The sequence below is a fragment of the Nocardiopsis synnemataformans genome, from assembly GCF_965343085.1.
GTDB classification, from domain to species: domain Bacteria; phylum Actinomycetota; class Actinomycetes; order Streptosporangiales; family Streptosporangiaceae; genus Nocardiopsis; species Nocardiopsis alborubida.
Window position 1 is genome coordinate 15,027 of record NZ_CBDRFA010000087.1, and the last position, 18,395, is coordinate 33,421.

14 protein-coding genes and 3 tRNA genes are annotated in these 18,395 nt (G+C 68.9%); 12 read left to right on the forward strand and 5 right to left on the reverse strand.

The annotated features are described in order from the left end of the window. Positions 1-80 precede the first annotated feature (80 nt). Both ACSIH6_RS33825 and ACSIH6_RS33830 read left to right on the forward strand, forming a co-directional pair. Positions 81-1,880 (forward strand): MFS transporter, encoded by a 1,800-nt coding sequence (locus ACSIH6_RS33825; protein WP_435112424.1) that lies wholly within the window; start codon positions 81-83, stop codon positions 1,878-1,880. 308 nt (positions 1,881-2,188) lie between these two features. Next, the gene (locus ACSIH6_RS33830) at positions 2,189-3,109 is read left to right on the forward strand and encodes an MBL fold metallo-hydrolase (RefSeq protein WP_435112425.1); all 921 of its coding nucleotides are present in this window, start codon (positions 2,189-2,191) and stop codon (positions 3,107-3,109) included. 112 nt (positions 3,110-3,221) lie between these two features. Here the strand turns inward: ACSIH6_RS33830 and ACSIH6_RS33835 are convergent, their stop codons facing one another. Continuing rightward, positions 3,222-4,403 (reverse strand): molybdopterin molybdotransferase MoeA, encoded by a 1,182-nt coding sequence (locus tag ACSIH6_RS33835; RefSeq protein WP_435112426.1) that lies wholly within the window; start codon positions 4,401-4,403, stop codon positions 3,222-3,224. A 231-nt stretch (positions 4,404-4,634) separates the two neighbouring features. On the opposite strand from ACSIH6_RS33835, the gene ACSIH6_RS33840 reads away from it, so the two are divergent. The 3 genes from ACSIH6_RS33840 to ACSIH6_RS33850 all read left to right on the forward strand — a co-directional run bounded on the left by ACSIH6_RS33840 (position 4,635) and on the right by ACSIH6_RS33850 (position 4,912). Continuing rightward, positions 4,635-4,707, forward strand: a tRNA-Gly gene (locus tag ACSIH6_RS33840). A gap of 41 nt (positions 4,708-4,748) precedes the next feature. Then, positions 4,749-4,819, forward strand: a tRNA-Cys gene (locus ACSIH6_RS33845). A gap of 16 nt (positions 4,820-4,835) precedes the next feature. Next, a tRNA-Val gene (locus ACSIH6_RS33850) sits at positions 4,836-4,912 on the forward strand. A 96-nt stretch (positions 4,913-5,008) separates the two neighbouring features. Here ACSIH6_RS33850 and ACSIH6_RS33855 read toward each other — a convergent pair. The 4 genes from ACSIH6_RS33855 to ACSIH6_RS33870 form a co-directional block, all read right to left on the reverse strand. Next, entirely contained in the window at positions 5,009-6,217 is a 1,209-nt protein-coding gene (locus tag ACSIH6_RS33855; RefSeq protein ID WP_435112427.1) for a tyrosine-type recombinase/integrase, read from the reverse strand. 21 nt (positions 6,218-6,238) lie between these two features. Then, on the reverse strand, positions 6,239-6,562 hold the full coding sequence (locus ACSIH6_RS33860) for a helix-turn-helix domain-containing protein (protein WP_435112428.1): 324 nt from the start codon (positions 6,560-6,562) through the stop codon (positions 6,239-6,241). Between the two features lie 93 nt (positions 6,563-6,655). After that, positions 6,656-7,792, reverse strand: a complete 1,137-nt coding sequence (locus ACSIH6_RS33865; protein ID WP_435112429.1) for a DNA cytosine methyltransferase — start codon at positions 7,790-7,792, stop codon at positions 6,656-6,658. Continuing rightward, positions 7,789-8,655, reverse strand: a complete 867-nt coding sequence (locus tag ACSIH6_RS33870) for a hypothetical protein (RefSeq protein WP_435112430.1) — start codon at positions 8,653-8,655, stop codon at positions 7,789-7,791. The genes ACSIH6_RS33865 and ACSIH6_RS33870 overlap by 4 nt, the downstream gene beginning before the upstream one ends. 684 nt (positions 8,656-9,339) lie before the next feature. Between ACSIH6_RS33870 and ACSIH6_RS33875 the strand changes: the two genes are divergently transcribed. The 7 genes from ACSIH6_RS33875 to ACSIH6_RS33905 form a co-directional block, all read left to right on the forward strand. Continuing rightward, complete coding sequence (locus ACSIH6_RS33875) at positions 9,340-10,839, forward strand: DUF3375 family protein (RefSeq protein WP_435112431.1); 1,500 nt, start codon at positions 9,340-9,342, stop codon at positions 10,837-10,839. Continuing rightward, complete coding sequence (locus tag ACSIH6_RS33880; protein WP_435112432.1) at positions 10,836-11,615, forward strand: DUF4194 domain-containing protein; 780 nt, start codon at positions 10,836-10,838, stop codon at positions 11,613-11,615. The genes ACSIH6_RS33875 and ACSIH6_RS33880 overlap by 4 nt, the downstream gene beginning before the upstream one ends. After that, a complete protein-coding gene (locus ACSIH6_RS33885) occupies positions 11,612-14,980 on the forward strand; it encodes an ATP-binding protein (RefSeq protein WP_435112433.1) in 3,369 nt (1,122 codons plus the stop codon). The genes ACSIH6_RS33880 and ACSIH6_RS33885 overlap by 4 nt, the downstream gene beginning before the upstream one ends. Next, a complete protein-coding gene (locus ACSIH6_RS33890) occupies positions 14,977-16,125 on the forward strand; it encodes a Wadjet anti-phage system protein JetD domain-containing protein (protein WP_435112434.1) in 1,149 nt (382 codons plus the stop codon). Before ACSIH6_RS33885 ends, ACSIH6_RS33890 begins: the two co-directional genes overlap by 4 nt. Before the next feature lie 690 nt (positions 16,126-16,815). Continuing rightward, positions 16,816-17,559 carry a sigma-70 RNA polymerase sigma factor region 4 domain-containing protein gene (locus tag ACSIH6_RS33895; RefSeq protein WP_435112435.1) on the forward strand — a complete coding sequence of 248 codons (744 nt, stop codon included), beginning with the start codon at positions 16,816-16,818 and terminating at the stop codon, positions 17,557-17,559. A 237-nt stretch (positions 17,560-17,796) separates the two neighbouring features. After that, positions 17,797-18,102 carry a pilin gene (locus ACSIH6_RS33900; protein ID WP_416027172.1) on the forward strand — a complete coding sequence of 102 codons (306 nt, stop codon included), beginning with the start codon at positions 17,797-17,799 and terminating at the stop codon, positions 18,100-18,102. Continuing rightward, positions 18,102-18,395, forward strand: a 294-nt coding sequence (locus ACSIH6_RS33905) for a hypothetical protein (RefSeq protein ID WP_435112436.1), incomplete at its 3' end; no start/stop codon positions are given. The genes ACSIH6_RS33900 and ACSIH6_RS33905, both read left to right, overlap by 1 nt.

The following is an 18,395-nucleotide window of genomic DNA, read 5'->3' on the forward strand; positions in this document are numbered from 1 at the left end:
TTCGCCCTCCGCATCCCGCCGGTCCCAACGCGCCCTCACAGCCGTGCGGCGCGCACACAAGCGACACGTAACGAGGAAAGATGAGTTCCGCCCAGACCGGAAACGGCACCGTCGGCGCGCGCGGCCGCGACGGTGCGGCGCCCGCCCTCGCGGGTCCGCGCGAATGGACCGCGCTCGCCGTCCTGGTCCTTCCGGTGATCCTGATCTCGGTCGACTCCACCGTGCTCGGATTCGCCGTCCCCGCGCTCAGCGAGCAGCTGCGGCCCGACGCGGGCCAGCTGCTGTGGATCGTCGACGTCTACGGCTTCGTCCTGGCCGGACTGCTGATCACCATGGGCTCGCTCGGCGACCGCATCGGGCGGCGGCGCCTGCTCATGATCGGTTCGGCCGCCTTCGGCGCGGCCTCGCTGATCGCCGCGTTCTCGCCCACCGCCGAGGTGCTCATCGCGGCCCGCGCCCTGCTCGGCCTGGCGGGCGCCTCACTGATGCCCTCGACCCTGTCGCTGCTGCGCAACATCTTCCTGGACCCGCGCCAGCGCCTGCTGGCCATCGCCCTGTGGGCGTCGGGGTTCTCCGGCGGCGCGGCGCTCGGCCCGATCCTGGGCGGCTGGCTCCTGGAGCACTTCTTCTGGGGCTCGGTGTTCCTGATCAACCTGCCGGTGATGGCGCTGATCCTGGTGCTGGTCCCGCTGCTGGTGCGCGAGTCGCGCAACCCCGGCGCGGGCCGCCTGGACCTGCTGAGCGTGGTCCTGTCCATGGCCGCGATCCTGCCCGTCGTGTACGGCGTCAAGAACCTGGCCACCGAGGGCCTGGCGGTCGTCCCGATCATGTCCCTGCTGGTCGGCCTGGGCCTGGGCTACCTGTTCGTCCGGCGTCAGAAGGCGCTCGACGACCCGCTGATCGACGTGGGCCTGTTCCGGTACCGCGTGTTCAGCGTGGCGGTGGCCACCAACCTGATGATCGTGTTCTCGCTGGTGTCGTCGCTGTTCTTCCTGACGCAGTACCTCCAGCTGGTGCTGGGTGTCTCGCCGATGCGGGCCGGTTTCGTGCTGGTGCCCGGCCTGGTGCTGTCGGTGCTGGCGGGACTGGTGGCGGTGCGGCTGTCGCGCCACCTGAGCCTGGCCACGGTGATCGGCGGGTCCCTGCTGGTGACCGCGACGGGGTTCGCGGTCCTGGTGTTCGCACCGGAGGGGAACGTGGTGACCGGTGTGGTGCTCGTGACGGCGGGCTTCGCTCTGATCGCCACCGGCTCGGGGTTCGCCGAGACGCTCACCAACGGCGCGATCATGTCGGCGGCACCGCCCCAGCGCGCGGGCGCGGCCTCGGCGATCTCCGAGACCGCCTACGAGCTGGGCGCGGCGCTGGGCGTCGCGCTGCTGGGCAGCGTGCTGACCGCGTCCTACCGGACGAACCTGACCGCCGTGGAGGGCGTGCCCTCGGGGGCCGTGGACGCCGCCCGGGAGACCCTGGGCGGGGCCTCGAACGCCGCCGCCGAGGTGGGCGGGGCCGCGGGCGACGCGCTGATGGGTGCCGCGCGGACGGCGTTCACCGACGGCATGCACCTGACCAGCGTCATCGCCGTGGTGATCGTCCTGTCGGCCGCCGTGCAGGCGTGGGTGCTGCTGCGCGGTCGGGGCAACCCGGCGGTGGAGCCGGTGGAGGGCCCCGCCGAGGAGATGGTCGAGGCCGTGGGTACCGCCGGGACGGCGGGGACCACGGTTGCCGCTGAGACCGCGAGCGCCGAGGAGGTCCGAGGTTCCGAGATGACCGAGATGCCCGAGGTGACCGAGGGTTCCGGGGAGAAGCCGGGCCCGGTGGCCGCCGACTCGGTGGCCGGGAATGCCGCGGCCGCGCCGCGGCAGGAGCGGTCCGGCAGCTAGTACGCGAAGGTCCGGTCCCTGGAGAGGCGACGCCCTCCGGGGCCCGACGCGTGTCCGGGCACTCTCCCCGGCCGGCGCCCGCCGGCGCGGAACCAGCGGGGACACGGGCGGGGGCGCGGGTCAGCGGGAGGACGGGCAGCGGGCGCAGGCCAGCGGAGGGCGCGGGAGGTCCTTTCCGTGCGTGCCGCGGCAACGGTGCCGGGCGCGGGCGGACTCCCGTCCGGGCGTCCGCGGCACCGGCCGCGGTGGCACCCCCGTACGGGCCCGCACCGCGGAACCGCGCCGCAGCGCCCCTGTAGGGTCCTCGCATGAGAATGCGGTTCGGTCGTCCCGACATCTCCCGTTACGCGGACCGGTTCGACCTGCCCGAGGCAGGCCAGGGGCCGTCCGTCGCCTTCCTGGGCGTGGCCACCCTCCTCATCGGGGACGCGACCTCGGCCGTCATGACCGACGGGTTCTTCTCCCGGCCCTCGCTGGCGGCGGTGGGCACGCGGCGCATCGCCCCGGACCACGAGCGCGTGGACGCCGCCCTGACCCGCGCCGGGGTGGGCTCGCTCGACGCGATCGTCCCCGTGCACACCCACTTCGACCACGCCATGGACACGGCTCTGGTCGCCTCCCGGACCGGGGCCCGCCTGGTGGGCGGCGCGTCCGCGGCCCGCATCGGACTCGGCGGCGGTCTACCCGAGGACAGGATCGTGCGGGCCGTGTCCGGCGACCGGGTCGCGTGCGGCGCTTTCACGCTGACACTGGTCGGATCCAGCCACTGCCCTCCCGACCGCTATCCGGGGGAGGTCACCGAACCCGTCGTGCCGCCGGTCCGGGCGTCGGCCTACCGCTGCGGCGAGGCCTGGTCCCTGCTGGTGGAGCACACCGGAGGCCGCACCGCGCTGGTCCAGGGCAGCGCCGGTTTCGTTCCGGGCGCCCTGGACGGGTACGCGGCCGAGGTGGTCTACCTCGGCGTCGGCCAGCTGGGCCTGCAAGACGAGGACTACATCCGTGCCTACTGGAGGGAGACGGTCGAGGCGGTGGGCGCGCGCCGGGTCGTCCTGATCCACTGGGACGACTTCTTCCGGCCGCTCGACAGGCCCCTGCGCGCGTTGCCCTACCTCGGCGACGACCTCGACGCCACCATGGGCGTCCTCGACCGGCTCGCCGCCGAGCAGGGCGTCTCGGTGCACTTCCCCTCCCTGTGGAGGCACGAGGACCCCTGGACCGGACCGCGCTGAGGAACGGGCGCGGAACCGCCCGGAAGGACCGCGAGCGCCCGCCCCGGCGCACAGGACGCCCGGGAGGGCGAGGCCATGAGGGCGGAGAGGCGAAAAGTCCCGGAGGACGACCTCAGGGGACGCGGAGCAGCTCCACCTCGGCGCCGTCCCAGCCCGGCGGCACCACCGCGTAGGCGTCGGCCTGCGCGGCGCCGCGCAGGCTGCCCGGGCGGTCGTGGCCCACCGGGTACGCCCGGCCGCCGTCCAGACGCACCGCGACCAGACGGGTGTCCCGGGGGTGGGCTGTGACGGCGCCCGCCAGGACGGCCCGGGCCAGCCCCGTTCCGGGGTCCGGGCGGCCGCTCATGGCGGCCAGCAGGGGGACCAGCAGGGTGGCCGCGGCGACCAGGGCGGCCCCGGGGTTGCCGGGAAGGCCCACGAACACGGTCCGGTCGGTGTGCGCGAGCAGTTGCGGATGACCCGGGCGGCAGGCGACCCCGTCGACCGCGACCTCGGCGCCCAGCTCCTCCAGGACCGAGCGCAGGTGGTCGGCCGGGCCCCGGGACGAGGAACCGCACACCGCGACCACGTCGCCGTCCGCGTCCGCCAGCGCGTCGAGCAGCGGCCGCCGCTCGTCGCCCAGGTGGCGCAGGGACTCGATCCGGCCGCCCGCGCGCTCGACGACCCCGGGCAGCGCCGGGCCGATGGCGTCACGCACACTGCCGTCGCCGGGCAGCCCCGATGTGGTGATCTCCTCACCGGTGACCAGCACCGACACCCGGGGGCGCAGCACGGGCAGGGTGTCGTGGCCCAGACTGGCGGCCAGGCCCAGCGCGGCGGGGCCGACCACCGCTCCCCGTTCGAGGACGGTCTCGCCGGGGGCGGTCTCCTCCCCCGCCCAGCGCACGTGGCGGCCCGCCTCCGCGGGCCCGTCCACCGTCCCGTCCCGGACGGCGGCCAGCTCGTAGGGCAGAACGCACTCTGTGTCCTTGGGCACGCGGGCGCCGGTGGCGATCTCGACGGCCTCGCCCGGGCGCAGGCCCACGGGCGCTTCCGACGCTCCGGCCAGCTGCCTGCCGACCAGCCGCCAGGGCCCGGGGCCCGACACCGCGAAGCCGTCCATGGCCGAGGCGTCGAAGGCGGGCAGACCCGTCAGGGCGTGCACGTCCGCGGCGAGGACGGCGCCCAGGGCGTCCTCCAGGGGAAGCTCGCGCGGGGCCGGTGGCCTGCCGCCGCCCAGGAGCCGGGCGGCCTCGCGCGCCCGCGGCCACGACCGGTGCCCGCCGTGTCCCCCGGTGCAGCCGCCCGCGCCCATATCCGTCTCCCCCTCGTCACGCCGGTGTCCCCCATTGTCCACCCGGGCGCATGACGCGGACGTTAACGTCTGTGCTGAGCGTCCCGGCGCGTCCCCCGCCCGCACGGCCGCCTACCCGCGCTGGGAGCGCCGAACCGGCCCCTCCCAGCGCCGATTTGCCGTCTGCCGACTTTCCGCTAGAGTTCTTACCAGCAGCACGGCGGGGCCCACGGGCCAGGCGCCAGGCAGCAAGCGGACGTGGCTCAGCTGGTAGAGCATCACCTTGCCAAGGTGAGGGTCGCGGGTTCGAATCCCGTCGTCCGCTCGGAGGAGACGCGAGGTGCCCCGGCGCCTTACGTGCAACTCGGTGGAGTGGCCGAGAGGCGAGGCAGCGGCCTGCAAAGCCGTCTACACGGGTTCGAATCCCGTCTCCACCTCCCCATCGCTACACGCGGGCGGTTAGCTCAGTTGGTTAGAGCGCTACCTTGACACGGTAGAGGTCACAGGTTCGAATCCTGTATCGCCCACCACAGCTTCTGCAGGTCAGAGGCCGTCCAACGGTCCTCTTCAGATGTCGATCGCTTCGGCTATGGAGAGGATCTGGAGATGATCTTGCCTCTCCCCTCTCACGAAGCCTCGCGCTCGTCCTCCACAGGGTAGTACTCACCCAGCCGCGGGACCATCTCCATGAGCCTTTCCCGCTCCCCCGGACTCAGCGCGCGCACGCTCGCCCGCCACCTCTGCTCCAGCACGGCCAGCACCTGAGCCCTCATCACCGGGGTCACGTGCTCGTAGACGTTGGCCATGCCCGGCATCCGGTGCCCCAGCCGCGCCGCCCGCGCCACCTCCGGAATCCCGTCCTCGGCCAACCACGTGCGGTGGGTGTGACGTCCCTCATGGAAGGTGAAGCCCGGCAGGACCGGTGAGCGCAACCATCCCAGATCGCTGCGGGAGTCGCCGTCCCACGCGGGCCGCCAGAACCGGGAGCGGAAGTTGCCCCGCCGCAGCACTCCGCCACGGCCACCGGTGAACACCCACCCTCCCTCGCTGTCGGCCGCCAGGTCGGTGTAGACCGCGTCGAGGAAGTCGGGCAGGTACAGCCAGCGCTTGCCCGCCGGGGTCTTGGGACGCTTGGCCTTGGACATCTTGCCGCCGGACTCGCGCAAAGGCGCGCGCACCGGAACGGCCCGGTTCACCTCGTCGTACTCATGGGCCTCCAACGCCACCAGCTCCGACCAACGGGCGCCGGTGTAGGCGTCCATCAGCGCCAGCACGAACCCGGCACGCCCGAAGGTGTGGTGCAACCGCATCGCCGCCCGCAGCACCTGCACGGGGGTGGCCACCTGCCGGTCGGCCTCGTAGTCACCGGAGGAGACACGGACGCCGTTGCACGGGTTGGCGGGGACGCGGCGGGCGCGCACCGCCACGTTGAGCACGGTGGAGAACAGGGCGAAGACCGAGGACACGCTCGGTTCGGCCAACTCCTCGTGCAGCTCGTTGACCCAGGCCTGGATCTCGATGTGGCTGTTGAAGATGCTGATCAGCGGCCAGTCCTCCCACTGCGGCAGCAGGTGGGTGTCCAGGTAGGACCGGTACTTGTCCCTGGTGGTCTCGGCCAGGCGGGCCTGGGACAGCCACGTCCGGGCGAAGTCGCCGAAAGCGATCTCACAGTCCTCGGGGGAGATCCAGGTGCGGCGGCGCACCTCGGCCTCCTGTTCCTCCGCCCAGTGCAGGGCGGCTTCCTTGGTGTCGAAGCCCGACTTGGACCCCCACAGGCCGTTGGGGCGCTTGTAGCGGGCCCGCCAGGTCCTGGCGAGCCGTTCGGCGTAGGCCATGCGTACTCCTTGCGTACGTGCTCATCGGGATGGTCTCTGGCGGGGGCGGGTGCTCCCGGACACGGGGGCGCGGTGTCCGGAGCGGATGATCTGCTCCAGGTCGCTGGAGCTGAAGCGCAGGTGCTTGCCGATGAAGGTGCAGGGCACCTGGCGCGCGGAGGCGCGCTTGCGCAGCCAGGACTCGGGGACCTTGAGCAGCGCGGCGGCCTCTTCGGGGGTGAAGACCTCAAGAGGCGCGTCCGCGGTGTTGTCCCGCCGCCCGCCAGAGCCCGCAGAATAACCGCGTTCGTCCTGCTCAGGAACCGCTTTGCCGCGCCGGTTCGGTGGAACGGTGCCGCCGCTCATCCGGTACTCCTCTCCCCTGCCGCGGCACGGCCTCCGGTGCCGCGGCATGCCGTCCTTCCTGGGGTTTGCGGGGTGTGTTCATGCATGAGCGCCTCAGCCGTTTTCGCCCAGAAACACGGCACCGGGGTCCTGGGCCAGCAGGTGCCGCACGGCAGCGCACGCCTGCTGCGGCACCACCCCGTTGCCGAGCGCCTGGAGCTGGGCAGCACGCGGCAGGGCGAGGGCGGGATCGGTGACCCAGCCTTCGGGCAGGCCCATCATCCACTCGACCAGTGCGGCACTCAGTCGGGGCTGTCCCCGGGTGCCGGGTTCGGTGGGCACCGGTGCCGCTCTGCCGAGCACCTTCTCCCACCGTTGGATGGCGGGTTCGTACTCTCCCCATGCGTACGCGAACGGCACCGCCTCGGCTTCGAGGTGGGGCCGCTGGTGTGGGTAGCGATGGCCGCGGAGGGCAGTGTGGGGCGCCCGCGCGAATCCCTCTGCCCAGGGCTGCCTTTGGTGCCGTCGCTGGCCAGGGGTGTGGGCAGCAGACGCTTGGGGGTGCGGCTCGTGGTGTGCGCAGTGCGGGTGCGTGCGTACGCGGGGGTGTGGGGCGGGTGACACAGCACATCGCCGACCCGCACCTGCCGCTTCTGCCGCGTGCGCCGATGCGGGTCGCAGGAGCCCCGGTGACCGTCGCTGGCGCACGGGGTGGGCAACAACGAAGACGCGTTCGCGACGGTGGCAGGCGCCGATGTCGCAGGCGCGTACGCAACACCAGCTCGCGTCATACCCCGCGCGGGCCAGGTCCGCGAGTACGCGGTCGAATCCTCGGCCTTTCCAGCGCAGGGCGGCCACGTTCTCCAGCACGAGCAGGCGGGGTCGTAGGTGGCAAACGGCGTCCATGACGTGGTGCCAGACACCAGAGCGTGTTCCTTTCTTAATTCCGGCGCCGCGGCCGGCTGCGCTGACGTCCTGGCAGGGAAACCCGGCGGTGAGCACCTGAGGAGTCTCCAGCGACGCCCAGCGCGCCGCTGCCAGGTTCCCGAGGTTGGGCGCGTCGGGGAAGCGGTGCGTGAGCAACCGGGTGATGTGGGGGTCGTTGTCGGCTGTCCAGAGCAGCCGGGCGTTGCCGTTCAGCGCCGCGGCCACGCCCATGTCGAGCCCGGCGTATCCGGTGCACAGGGAACCGATCGTCACCGTGGTAGCGGCAGGAGCGGCGAGTTGGTTCGGCGGCAGGGTCGCGGTCATCGGGTGCCACTCCCGTCCGCTGCGCCGACGGAAGCGTGACTGTGGCATGCCCATGGCACACACCTGTCCGGAGCGGTATCGGTGTCGGCGCTCACGTCGGCTTGGTCCAGGGGTGTCCGGGAGGGGTGGAGGAAGAAGGTGGTACCGGGCGGCATGCCGTACGTTGCCGCCTGGGGGTGGCCGTGCCGGACCAGGGCGTCCACCGCGACCGCGTCGGCGAACACGTCCGGCTCCGTTTGCTTCAAGCGCGCCCAGGACCGGTCGGAGCGGTGGGGGCATGCCGCACACGACAGGTCCAGTTTCGGGTCCAGGCCGTGGTGGAACAGCAGCGCGCGACAGTCCTGCGCGCTCCAGCCGAGGTCGACCAGGGGTCGGTGGAAACGCACGAACGGGGGGCCGACGGCAGGCCCGGGATGAGTGTGGTCGGTGCCGGTCCCTGTCGCGCATTGGGCCACGATGCCGTCAGGGACCGGGGCGGGTCGGGGGTAGCCGAGCAGGCGGCGGATGCGCTGGGTCAGGGCTATTGCGGTGCTGCGTGCGCAGCCTTCGGGAAGCCGTCCCGCAGTCCCGTCGGGATGAAGGGCGAACAGGGGCAACGGCACGGAGCCTCGAGGGTTGAGGGTCCGGTGGGCGATCGGCGCGCTCTTGACCGGTTCCCAGCCCATGCCGGCCTCGGAGGCGATACCGCGCAGGCGGTTCAGGGCACGGTAGCCAGAGGCCGGGTACCACCCGGTGTCGGGGACGAGCACCGCGTCGAAGGGAGGCAGTGCCCGGTGGGCGGCCAGGAGGAGCAGGGCGACGGCTCCGGGGCCGCCGTCCAGCAGCAGCAACCGCAATCGCGGTCGCGGGGTTGGTGTTCTCATCGCGTGGTCGGCCCGTATCGAACGCCTCTATCCATCAAGAGGACCGAGGGACCCGATTTCGCTCACGTGGCGGCAGACGATGCGTACGCAACGCCCTCGCGGTCCTGGCACTGACCTGGTGTGTCACAGGTGGTAACGCGGACGAAGCAAATTCAATCCCGGTCTACTTTTGCGACCCGGGCAGCCCTTGACAGCACGGCTCCAACGAGAACACCAACTGGCTGATTCAGGAGTACCCACCCAAGGGCATCAAGATCCCGCAGCACCAGCCGTATCCGACTGCGATCGCCGAAGCTCAACACCCGGCCGCGTGCCTGTCTGGGGTTCTACACACCGCAAGAGGTGTTCCACAAACAGCTACTGGGGGCCAGAACGAGGGCGTTGCTTCAACGAATTGACACCGTCACCTCCCTGCAGCCGCCGCTGCCTGCCCTCGAGACCATGACCGTGGACCACCACAGGCGAAATCGTCTTGGCCTTGGGCCCGGATCGCCGCGTTGCCCCGGCCAGGGTTCCTACCCTGTACTGGTACTACACCGGACACGAGAAACGGAAATTGCGGCATATTTGGTACATAGTCGCTTGGCGGGATTTCCGGGTTGTGACACGAACTGTCCGTCCCGACTTCTATTCTCCGAAGCAGGCCTTCCGGTGGTCAACGCAAAGCAGGTAAGGGGGGTGTTGATGGGCGATATCGAGGGTGAGGTCGCACGCATCAATTCGGCTTTGGATACGCCGACCTTGAAGTTGCTCGACCGCAAGTCCGCTGGTGTTGCGATGCCCATCTTCGCCACATCCTTCCCCGAGGGCGGGCAGCCGATCCCGGTGGAGAGGTTCCACACCGTGGTCGATGCCCACCTCGACGAGTTGAGGGCTGCCGGTCACCCGGCCCCGGCGGCGGGCGGCAAGACCCTGGCGATGCAGTGGGTGCGGGAGCGGTGGCTCTACCGCGACCCCGGGGACGGCCAGGAAACCTACCAGTTGACCGGTGATGCGAAGCAGGCGCTGGACTACGTGACCCGCGCGACCCGCACTCAGCTCAACGTTTCCCTGTCGCGGATCGCCACCATGCGCCATGTCGTGTCCCAGGCCGCACTGGTCGCCAACCCGAACCGTGAGGAACGGATCCGACGCCTGACGCAGGAGATCGTGGAGTTAGAGGAGGAGGTCGCGGCGCTGAAGGCCGAGCGCGACCGGCTCGCCGAGGGCGGTGAGATGCCGGAGACGTCTGAGGCTGAAATAACTGAGCAGCTCGCGAACGTGCTCAGGGAGGTGGACGGTCTGCCCTCGGACTTTCGCCGGGTCGAGGAAGCCGTCCGGGGCATGCACAAGGTCATCGCCAAACGGTTCCGGGAGGAAGAACGTCTCGTCGGCGAGGTCGTCGATGACTACCTGGACCAGTCGGCGAACCTGCTGAACGCAACCCCGGAGGGGCGAGCGTTCGCCGGAGCTCTGGAGCTGCTGCGCAACCGCGACTGGCTCGACCGGCTCCGCAAGGACCTGCGGGTGATTCTGGCGCACCCGTGGGCCGGGACCCTTCTGCCGGATGAGCAGCGCCAGCTGCGGGCAACGGTGGATGTGATCCGTCGTGGTATCTCCGATGTCCTGGGGCAGCGGCAGCGGCTGTCGGCGACCTTGCGAGAGCACATCGAGAACTACGACCACGTCAAGAACCGCGAACTCGACGAGGTGCTGCGCGGCATCGACGGACAGATGCGGGTCTGGATGCAGTCGGCCCGCGCACGCAGCCACGTCGAAGTGGAACTGACCCCGCCCGGCCTGGACATCTCCGGACTGCGGTTTCGCACCTTCGACCCGGACAGCGAACGCGCCCCCGAACCATTGGAAGACGTCACCGCCGAGGCACCGCAGGCGTTGTCGCTCGAGGAGATACGCAAACAGGGTGGGCCGTCGCTGACCGAGCTGCGACACGAGATCCAGACGCGGCTCGCCACAGGGGACGTGGAGTCCGCTGCCGCACTGTTCAACGCACTACCAGAGGACCGGCGTCGCCCGGTAGAGATCCTCGGCCTGCTGCACCTGCTCACAGGGATGGACACCGACGTGGACGCCACCATCCGCGAACCGGTCACGGCGGTGCGCCCCGACGGCAGCACCCGCCGGTTCCTCATGCCGCGCATCACCATGGCCGACACCTTCGACGTGGACGGAGACGACCAGTGACCCACACCCGGGCTGGCGAGGGCACCACCGGAGGCACCGACCCCCTCAACGATTTCGACCCGTTCGCCGGCGAGGTGCTCTCCAACGTGGAGGACACCGAGGACAGGACATCGTTGGCGATGTTCGAGGAGGACACTAGCACCCTCCACCCCGAGCAGCGGCGGTGTCTGCACGCCCTGCTGAAGCACCGTTACATCTCCGCGGAGAGCCATCCCGAGCAGTGGGCGGCCCTCATCACCCACCAGGACCTCATCAAGAGCCGCCTCAACGACCTGTTCCTCGAACTGCATGTGGACCGCAACTACCACGTGGCCTTCAAACGACAAGCCACCACCGAGGCCGGAGATCCCCTCCCTTCCTTACTGCGCGACATGGCGCACAGCAAGGAGGAGACCATCGTCATGATGTACCTGCGGTACCGGTTCCGCACCCAGCGTCAGGAGGGCAACGACATCGTCTTCGCCGAGCGGCAGATCATGCTCGACGAAGTGGCCGACCAACGCCCCGAACACACCACACACCGCGCCATGGACCACAAGCGCGCCAACAAGGCCATCGACACCCTCGCCACCGCCGGGGTGCTGCTCAAGACCGCAGACCCGGACCGGTTCCGCATCTCACCGATCATCGAGGTCCTCCTGCCGGTGGAGAAACTCCGCGCCCTGTGGGTCTGGCTGATCACACAGAACGGCGCCGCGACGCCCGCCGACCAAGACCGTGGCGTCGGCCCAGCCGAACTCGATTTCGATTCCGACGTTGAGGAAGAGGCAGGATGACCATCGACCAGCCGCTCATCCCCGACCTCGCCGTGCCTGACGGAACCAGCCAGTGGCGTGCCGACACGCTGCAGATGGTCAACTGGGGCGGCTTCCACGGGTGGAACGAGGCCCGTTACTCACCCGGCTCCACGCTCATCTCCGGTGCATCTGGCACCGGGAAGTCCACCATGCTGGACGCCTACATCGCGCTGATGATGCCCTCCGATACCCCTTTCAACGGCGCCTCGAACGAGGCCGGCGGCCGGGCCCGCTCCGCCGAACAACGCAACCTGCTCAGCTACCTGCGCGGCAAGACCGACACCAACCGAGTGGAGGACTCCGAACGCGACCTGGTGCTGCGGGGCGCGGACGGGGCACCCACCTGGGGGGCGCTCGGAATGACGTTCGTCAACGACAGCGGCCGCAAGTACACCGTCGCGCGGCTCTACTTCGTGAAGCCAGGAGCGATCGACAACAGCGGTATCACCACCGCCTTCGTCACGCTCGACGGCTACCTGAACCTGTCCCGGTTGGAGCCGCTCGCCAAGACCCGCTTCACCAAGCGGGCGCTGCGGGCCGCCTTCAGCAAGATCTCCGTGTTCGAGACGTTCTGGGAGTTCGAGGACAACGTGCACACCCGCCTGGGCATCGGCGGCGCCAGCGGCGGTCGCAAAGCCATGCGGCTCCTGGCCCGCCTCCAGGCCAACATGCAGCTCAAGCGCGTGGACACCCTCTACAAGACCATGGTGCTCGAAGTGCCGGGCACCTACCAGGCCGCTGACAACGCCCTGGAACACTTCGCCGACATCGAGGCCTCCCACAGCAAGATGGTCGACGAGGCCAAGAAGGTCGAAACTCTCCGGCGCCTCCCCGACCTGCAGAGGGACCTGGAGCGGGCCCAAGACGACGTGGACCTGATCCACGGGTTCGGCGCCGACTCCGAGGACGCCTCACCGTTTCGGCTGTGGCGGCTGCGCACCGAACGCGCGCTCCTGGACACGGCCGTTGAGGAGAACCGACGGGCCCGTGCCAAAACGACTGCTGAGTTCCAACAAGCCCAACAGGACGAAACCGACCACCAGACGGGCTTGGACAAGATCGCGGAGGACAAGAGGGCCAACGGCGGCGACGTCATCGATGACCGCCTTCGGCAGATCAAGGACCTCGAAAGCAACCGCAACGGCGTCTATGAGGAGAATCTCAGGTTCCAGCTCCGCACCAAGCCAATCCACCTGGTGGTGCCGGACAAGGGGGAACAGTTCAGCGAGGCTCAAGCCGCCGCCGATGAGTTCCTGGCCGGGTTCGAGGGCCGCGAGGCCGCGTTGAAGGACGAGGAGGACGCGTACAAAGGCGAGGAGCTGTATCCGCTCACCACCCGCCAGGCCGAACTGCTGAAGGAGAGGAAATCCCTCCAGGGCCGCGCCGGCATGGTCCCTGACCGGTTGCACCGCGCACGTGTGCGCATGGCTGAGGCTGCCGGGCTCGACCCCGTGAACGACCTGCCGTTCGTGGCTGAACTAATCGACGTTCTCCCCGACGAGGAACACTGGCGCAAAGCGATCGAGACCACTTTGGGTGGTCTGGCCCGGGTCGTCCTGGTCGACCAGCGCACCCTCACACACCTATCCAGCAGCATTGACGGTGTTTTGATCCGGCCCCGCATCCAGTTCCAGGCCGTCATTCTCGCCGATACCCAGGACTGGCGCGGCGACCCCGACCACGTGTCCGGCAAGCTCGCCTTCAAGGACTCGCCGTTCGCCCGCTGGGTCCAAGAACGCGTCAGCGACACCGGTATCGACCACCTGTGCGTTCCGGATGCCGCTGCCCTGACCGGTGACGGGCCACGCGTCACCCCCGCTGGCCAGACCCGGCACGGGAGCAAGGGCGCACACGGCGAATCCGGCGACGGCAACATCATCGGCTTCTCCAACGAACGACGCCTGGCTGACATCGACACGGCCCTGGCTGACCTCGACCCACAGATCGAGGAGGTGCGCAAACGCATTAAGGACGTCCAGGACCGGCTCGGCGGCCTGGGCCGCCAACGCGTCGCACACCAGTGCGTCGCAGACACCGCTTGGTCCTCCATCGACTACCTCGGCGTGGACAGGAAGATCGCCGACCTCAGGGACGAGATCCAGCGCTTCCGAGGGGCCAACAAGATCCTCGACGAACTCCAAGCGAAAGAAGAACGCCTCAAGCCGTTGTGGGAGGAAGCGACCCGTCTGCGTGTCCTGGCGGCCGACCGGCTGGAGACGCTGGAGAAGAAGCACGGCGATCTGGCCACGAAGCAGGATGAGGTTCAGGACGCTGTCGACGAGATCGACAATGAACAGAGTGTCACCGTTACTGGCGACCAGCAGGAGTACCTCGACGAGCTGTTCAAGAAGAACTGGGCCGTCACCAACCCTGACACGTTCAGCTACAACATGCGAGCCATGCGCAACCGCCTCAGGTCAGACGCCACTACAGCGCAAGTGAGCGTCCGACGCGCCACCGAAGTCATGGAACAAATGTTCAAGTCGTTCCAGGCCCAATGGAGCGAACACAACCTCGGCACAACCGTCGCCTCTGCCGCGGAGTACCGCGAAATCCTCGACCGCATCCAAACCGCGGGTCTTCACGAACGCCGCGAGAAGTGGCAGCGCGAACTCGCCGCCTGGTCCAGCGATGACCTGCTCAAACTCAACGACGTCTTCGACACCGCGATCGATGACATCGAGCAAAGACTCGTCCCCATCAACGCCATCCTGCGTGGGCTCCCCTTCGGCGGCAAAGGCATCCTCCAGATCGACCTGCGCCGCCCCACTATCAAGGGAGTGGAAGAGTTTCGGCGCCGTCTCCGTGAGCTGTCCTCCGGGGTCGCCGCCGAACTGACCGACCACCAGGTCGAGACCCGGTTCAAGAAACTCCACGATTTCATGGCCCTCATCCGCGTCCCCGAAGGCCACAGCAAGACCTCCACACCACAGCGCGACCGCTACCTCGACGTGCGCCAACACGTGGTCATCACCGCCGTCTGCCTAGATGAGAACGACCGTGAGATCGCCGTCCACGACTCCCTGGGCGGCAAGTCCGGCGGCGAGAGCCAAGAACTCATCGCGTTCATCGTCGGGTCCGCACTGCGCTACCAACTCGGCGACGAGACCCGCTCCCGACCCCGATTCGCGCCCGTCTTCCTCGACGAGGCTTTCGTGAAGGCCGACAGCGAGTACGCGGGCCGCGCCGTCAGGGCGTGGCAGGACCTGGGGTTCCAACTCATCATCGGCGCACCACTGGACAAGGTCACCGCTCTGGAACCCCACATGGACCTCATCCTCACCATCACCAAGAACAACCGCGGCTACTCCTACATCACCGCCCTCCCGGACGGCGCCGAATGAAGACACCCGAGCAGGTTGTCGCCGACATCGAACGGCGTCTCGCCAAGCACTGGCACACCGCCATCGCCGGCGGCGACCCGTTGTTTCCCCACCTCTTCCCGCTCGGCAGGCTCACCAGGGCCGACCTCGAGGCCGACTACGCCGCCGTCCACACCCGCACCGTCCAATGGCAGGACTGGACCAAGGCCCGCGACCTCGCCCTCGACTACGAGAATCGCTCGGTCAAAGGGACCTCCCAGGTCGTTCCGACCCATCTCGGCGTCGACTCCCTCGACCGGGCCGCGGCCATCGTCGGAGGGGCATGGCCGGCCCGGCTCGAACGAGCCCGCCGCCGGCACCGCGTCCTACAGGAGCGCTACCCCCAGATGGCGGACCCCGCCCGCGTGCTCCGCCTCGTCGACCAGTACACACCCCTGGACTTCGACCTGCTCACCACCGTCGCCGACTGGTACCTCGCAGACCCCGCCCGTGCCGGCCTCGGTGTCACGCCACGGCAGGTGCCACTGCCGGGCGTCCACGCCAAGTGGCTCCAGGCCCACACGAAGGGTGTCCTGGCCCTGACCGGCCTGGACGACCTCGGCCTTCGACCCGCCCACCCCTCCCGTATCCACTTCACCTACCTCGACCCCGCCTACCGGGCCACCGGTGTGCGCGTCCACGACTCGGCCACCGTCGGCGACACCTTCACCCCCGCCTACCAGCCCGACGTGGTCCTCATCTCCGAGAACAAGGACACCGCCATCCACTTCCCACCCGCCCCCGGCGGCATGGCCGTCGAAGGGCACGGTTTCGGAGGAAGGACCGCCGCCGCATTCGCCTGGCTCGCCGGTGCGCCTCGCCTGTTCTACTGGGGTGACATCGATCGCCACGGTTATGAGATCCTCAACGGCTTCCGGGCCGACGGCCTCCCCGTGACCTCCATCCTCATGGACCCCCACACCTATGACGCCTATGAGCGATACGGCACCGATACCGACAAGAATGGTGCGGCCATCAAGCACGGCACACCCAAACCGCTCGCGCACCTCACCGGCCCTGAACGCGCCGTCTACCTCCGACTGCTGGACGCCGACCACACCGGCCACCGGCGCATCGAGCAGGAACGCATCCCGCTCACTGCGGCATTGGAGGCCCTTGGGCTCTGAACCGGGAGAGACCGTACCTTGCTGGTGTTGGGGGAGTGTGCAGTCGGGCGTGTTCCGGCGGTAGGGGCTGGGAAAAGGTCGGGACGGTCGCGGCAGCCTTCTCCGGTCTAGCTCCAGCGAAGCCCACGCGACACACAGTCAGGCGCAGACCTTCCATAGGGGTTTCACGTGCAGCAGGGCCACGAACCGTTCTCATTCGCGCAATGATGCGCCTGTTCCCCGCGCCAGACGCTGCACAGGATCGTCCTCGTCTGTCCCGAGATCGCCGATCCGGCGGCCCTGCCCAGTAGAATTCGCCGAGCCCTGCGCGATTATCAGCTCACCCTGGACCCTCCAAATAGGGTGCACAACCAGTTCACCAACAGCGGGATCGACTCCCAGTTGCTGGATGGCGAGCGTGCTCGACTTAGTAGTTGGTGCTCTGTACCTGCTTGGGAAAGTCTTGCTCAGAGTGCGAACGATCTTGTCGTCGGGTCCCTAGCACGTCACGAAGCCAGTGAGCCAGAACTCGGTGCGGGTCTTGTTCAGCTTGTGTGCGTTCGCAAAATACGCTTGTGTGCGTCCGCATCAAGGTTCCCTGCAACTGGGATTCCCTCTCGCACATTTTCGTATACCATATTGCTGATCTTCTGCTGATTTCCTGCGGATCAGGTTGTGCTCCATGGAACCTCCGACACGAAGGGAGTTGTCATGGTGCACGACCAAGAGCGGCCCTTTGAGATGCTGCGGCGTTCGGTGGAGCTGATCACCTGCGGCCCGGAGCAGCCGACACTGCCGACCTCGGACCTGGACGAGGTCGACGCCCAGCAGGTGAGCGCCACCCAGGCCATAGGGCTGTTGCGTCACGCCCCTCAGGAAGTCACCGATGCCCTCTGGCACCGCCTTTTCGCCCGTTCCCGGGCGGGCGAGGCGACCTGGACGGTGATCGCTGCCGGGGCGATGCTGCCGCGCATGGTGGTGGCCTGTTCCCGGTACGCACGGGTCTCCTCCCAGCACATCCCCGACGTGGAGGCGGAGATGCTGACCGCGTTGCTGGAGCAGGTGCGCTCCCTGCCCCGTGAGGCGAGTGATGTGGGGGCGCGGCTGTGGTCGGCGGTGGCCAACACCGCCAACCGGTACGGCTACCGCCACGCCCGCGATGTGCATCGGTGTGTGGAGTACAACCCCAACGCGCACGCCACCGACCAGGCTGCCGATGGACGGGGGCCAGTGAGCGTCCTGGCCGATGCCGTTCTCACCGGAACCCTGTCCCCGGTGGAGGCCGACCTGATCGCCCGCACCCGGCTGGAGCGCAGCACCCTGGCCCGGGTCGCTGAGGAGCTGGGGTTGTCCTACATCACCGCACGTCGCTGGCGCCGCGCGGCCGAGGAGAAGCTGACGGCCGCCCTGGAAGAGAAGAAATCCACGGAGACGGTGAGCGCTATCGCACCTTGAATTCCTCTTGATGGGTGAGGAGGGATCTCTCCTCACCTGCAGAGGAAGCACGACAGCCGGGGCGGAGAAGGTATCGAGCGCCTACCGATACAGCCTTTGAGCGAAAGGAGGAACCGGCCTTCGCCCCGGCTTCTGATTCGCGTGCCTTCCCTACTTTCTGCGGGGTTTCACCGAATCGAGGTGGCGATCATGAAAGCTCTCAGGAGATACCTTCGCCCAGCCCTGGCAATCGGCGTGGTGACCGTGAGCGTCGTCCTGGCCTCAGCCGAGTTGTGGCCCGCGTGGGCGCAGGAGGCCGAGGATCCCGGGGTCACGGACCTGGACGCCGTCATTACCAACATCCGCAACTGGATCGTCGGGCTGCTGGTGGTGCTGGCCACGCTGTTGCTGACCATCGGCGGGCTGCGCTATCTGCTCGCTGGCGGCGACCCGGGGGAGGTCAATAAGGCCAAGGACACTCTCAAGTACGCCGCGCTGGGTTACCTGGTGGCGATTCTCGCACCGATCCTGGTGCAGATCCTGCGCGGGTTCGTGGGGCTGTGATGAGACCGCGCCCGTGGGCTGCGGCGGTCCTGGTCCTCTCCCTCAGCGGCGCGGTCCTAGTCGGAGCACCGACAGACGCCGAGGCCGCACCAGTTCCCGCAGACGTTGCTGAGGAGCCGGGTGAGTCCGCGCCGACCGATCCTGAGGAGTGCGGGACCTTCGACTACGGCTGTCGGGTCTCGGTCGGCTTCTACGTGTGGGTGGCCGACTTCGTGGCGGAGAGCGTGGAGTTCACGATCACGCTGGCGGCGCTGCCCGCCCTGTCCACCCCTCCCCCGACCGATGGGGTCAGG

Excerpts from the sequence above, each read along its gene's own strand:
- ACSIH6_RS33825 (WP_435112424.1), top strand. The coding sequence starts at position 81 with ATGAGTTCCGCCCAGACCGGAAACGGCACCGTCGGCGCGCGCGGCCGC.
- ACSIH6_RS33830 (WP_435112425.1), top strand. The coding sequence starts at position 2,189 with ATGAGAATGCGGTTCGGTCGTCCCGACATCTCCCGTTACGCGGACCGG.
- ACSIH6_RS33835 (WP_435112426.1), bottom strand. The coding sequence starts at position 4,403 with ATGGGCGCGGGCGGCTGCACCGGGGGACACGGCGGGCACCGGTCGTGG.
- ACSIH6_RS33855 (WP_435112427.1), bottom strand. The coding sequence starts at position 6,217 with ATGGCCTACGCCGAACGGCTCGCCAGGACCTGGCGGGCCCGCTACAAG.
- ACSIH6_RS33860 (WP_435112428.1), bottom strand. The coding sequence starts at position 6,562 with ATGAGCGGCGGCACCGTTCCACCGAACCGGCGCGGCAAAGCGGTTCCT.
- ACSIH6_RS33865 (WP_435112429.1), bottom strand. The coding sequence starts at position 7,792 with ATGACCGCGACCCTGCCGCCGAACCAACTCGCCGCTCCTGCCGCTACC.
- ACSIH6_RS33870 (WP_435112430.1), bottom strand. The coding sequence starts at position 8,655 with ATGAGAACACCAACCCCGCGACCGCGATTGCGGTTGCTGCTGCTGGAC.
- ACSIH6_RS33875 (WP_435112431.1), top strand. The coding sequence starts at position 9,340 with ATGGGCGATATCGAGGGTGAGGTCGCACGCATCAATTCGGCTTTGGAT.
- ACSIH6_RS33885 (WP_435112433.1), top strand. The coding sequence starts at position 11,612 with ATGACCATCGACCAGCCGCTCATCCCCGACCTCGCCGTGCCTGACGGA.
- ACSIH6_RS33890 (WP_435112434.1), top strand. The coding sequence starts at position 14,977 with ATGAAGACACCCGAGCAGGTTGTCGCCGACATCGAACGGCGTCTCGCC.
- ACSIH6_RS33895 (WP_435112435.1), top strand. The coding sequence starts at position 16,816 with ATGGTGCACGACCAAGAGCGGCCCTTTGAGATGCTGCGGCGTTCGGTG.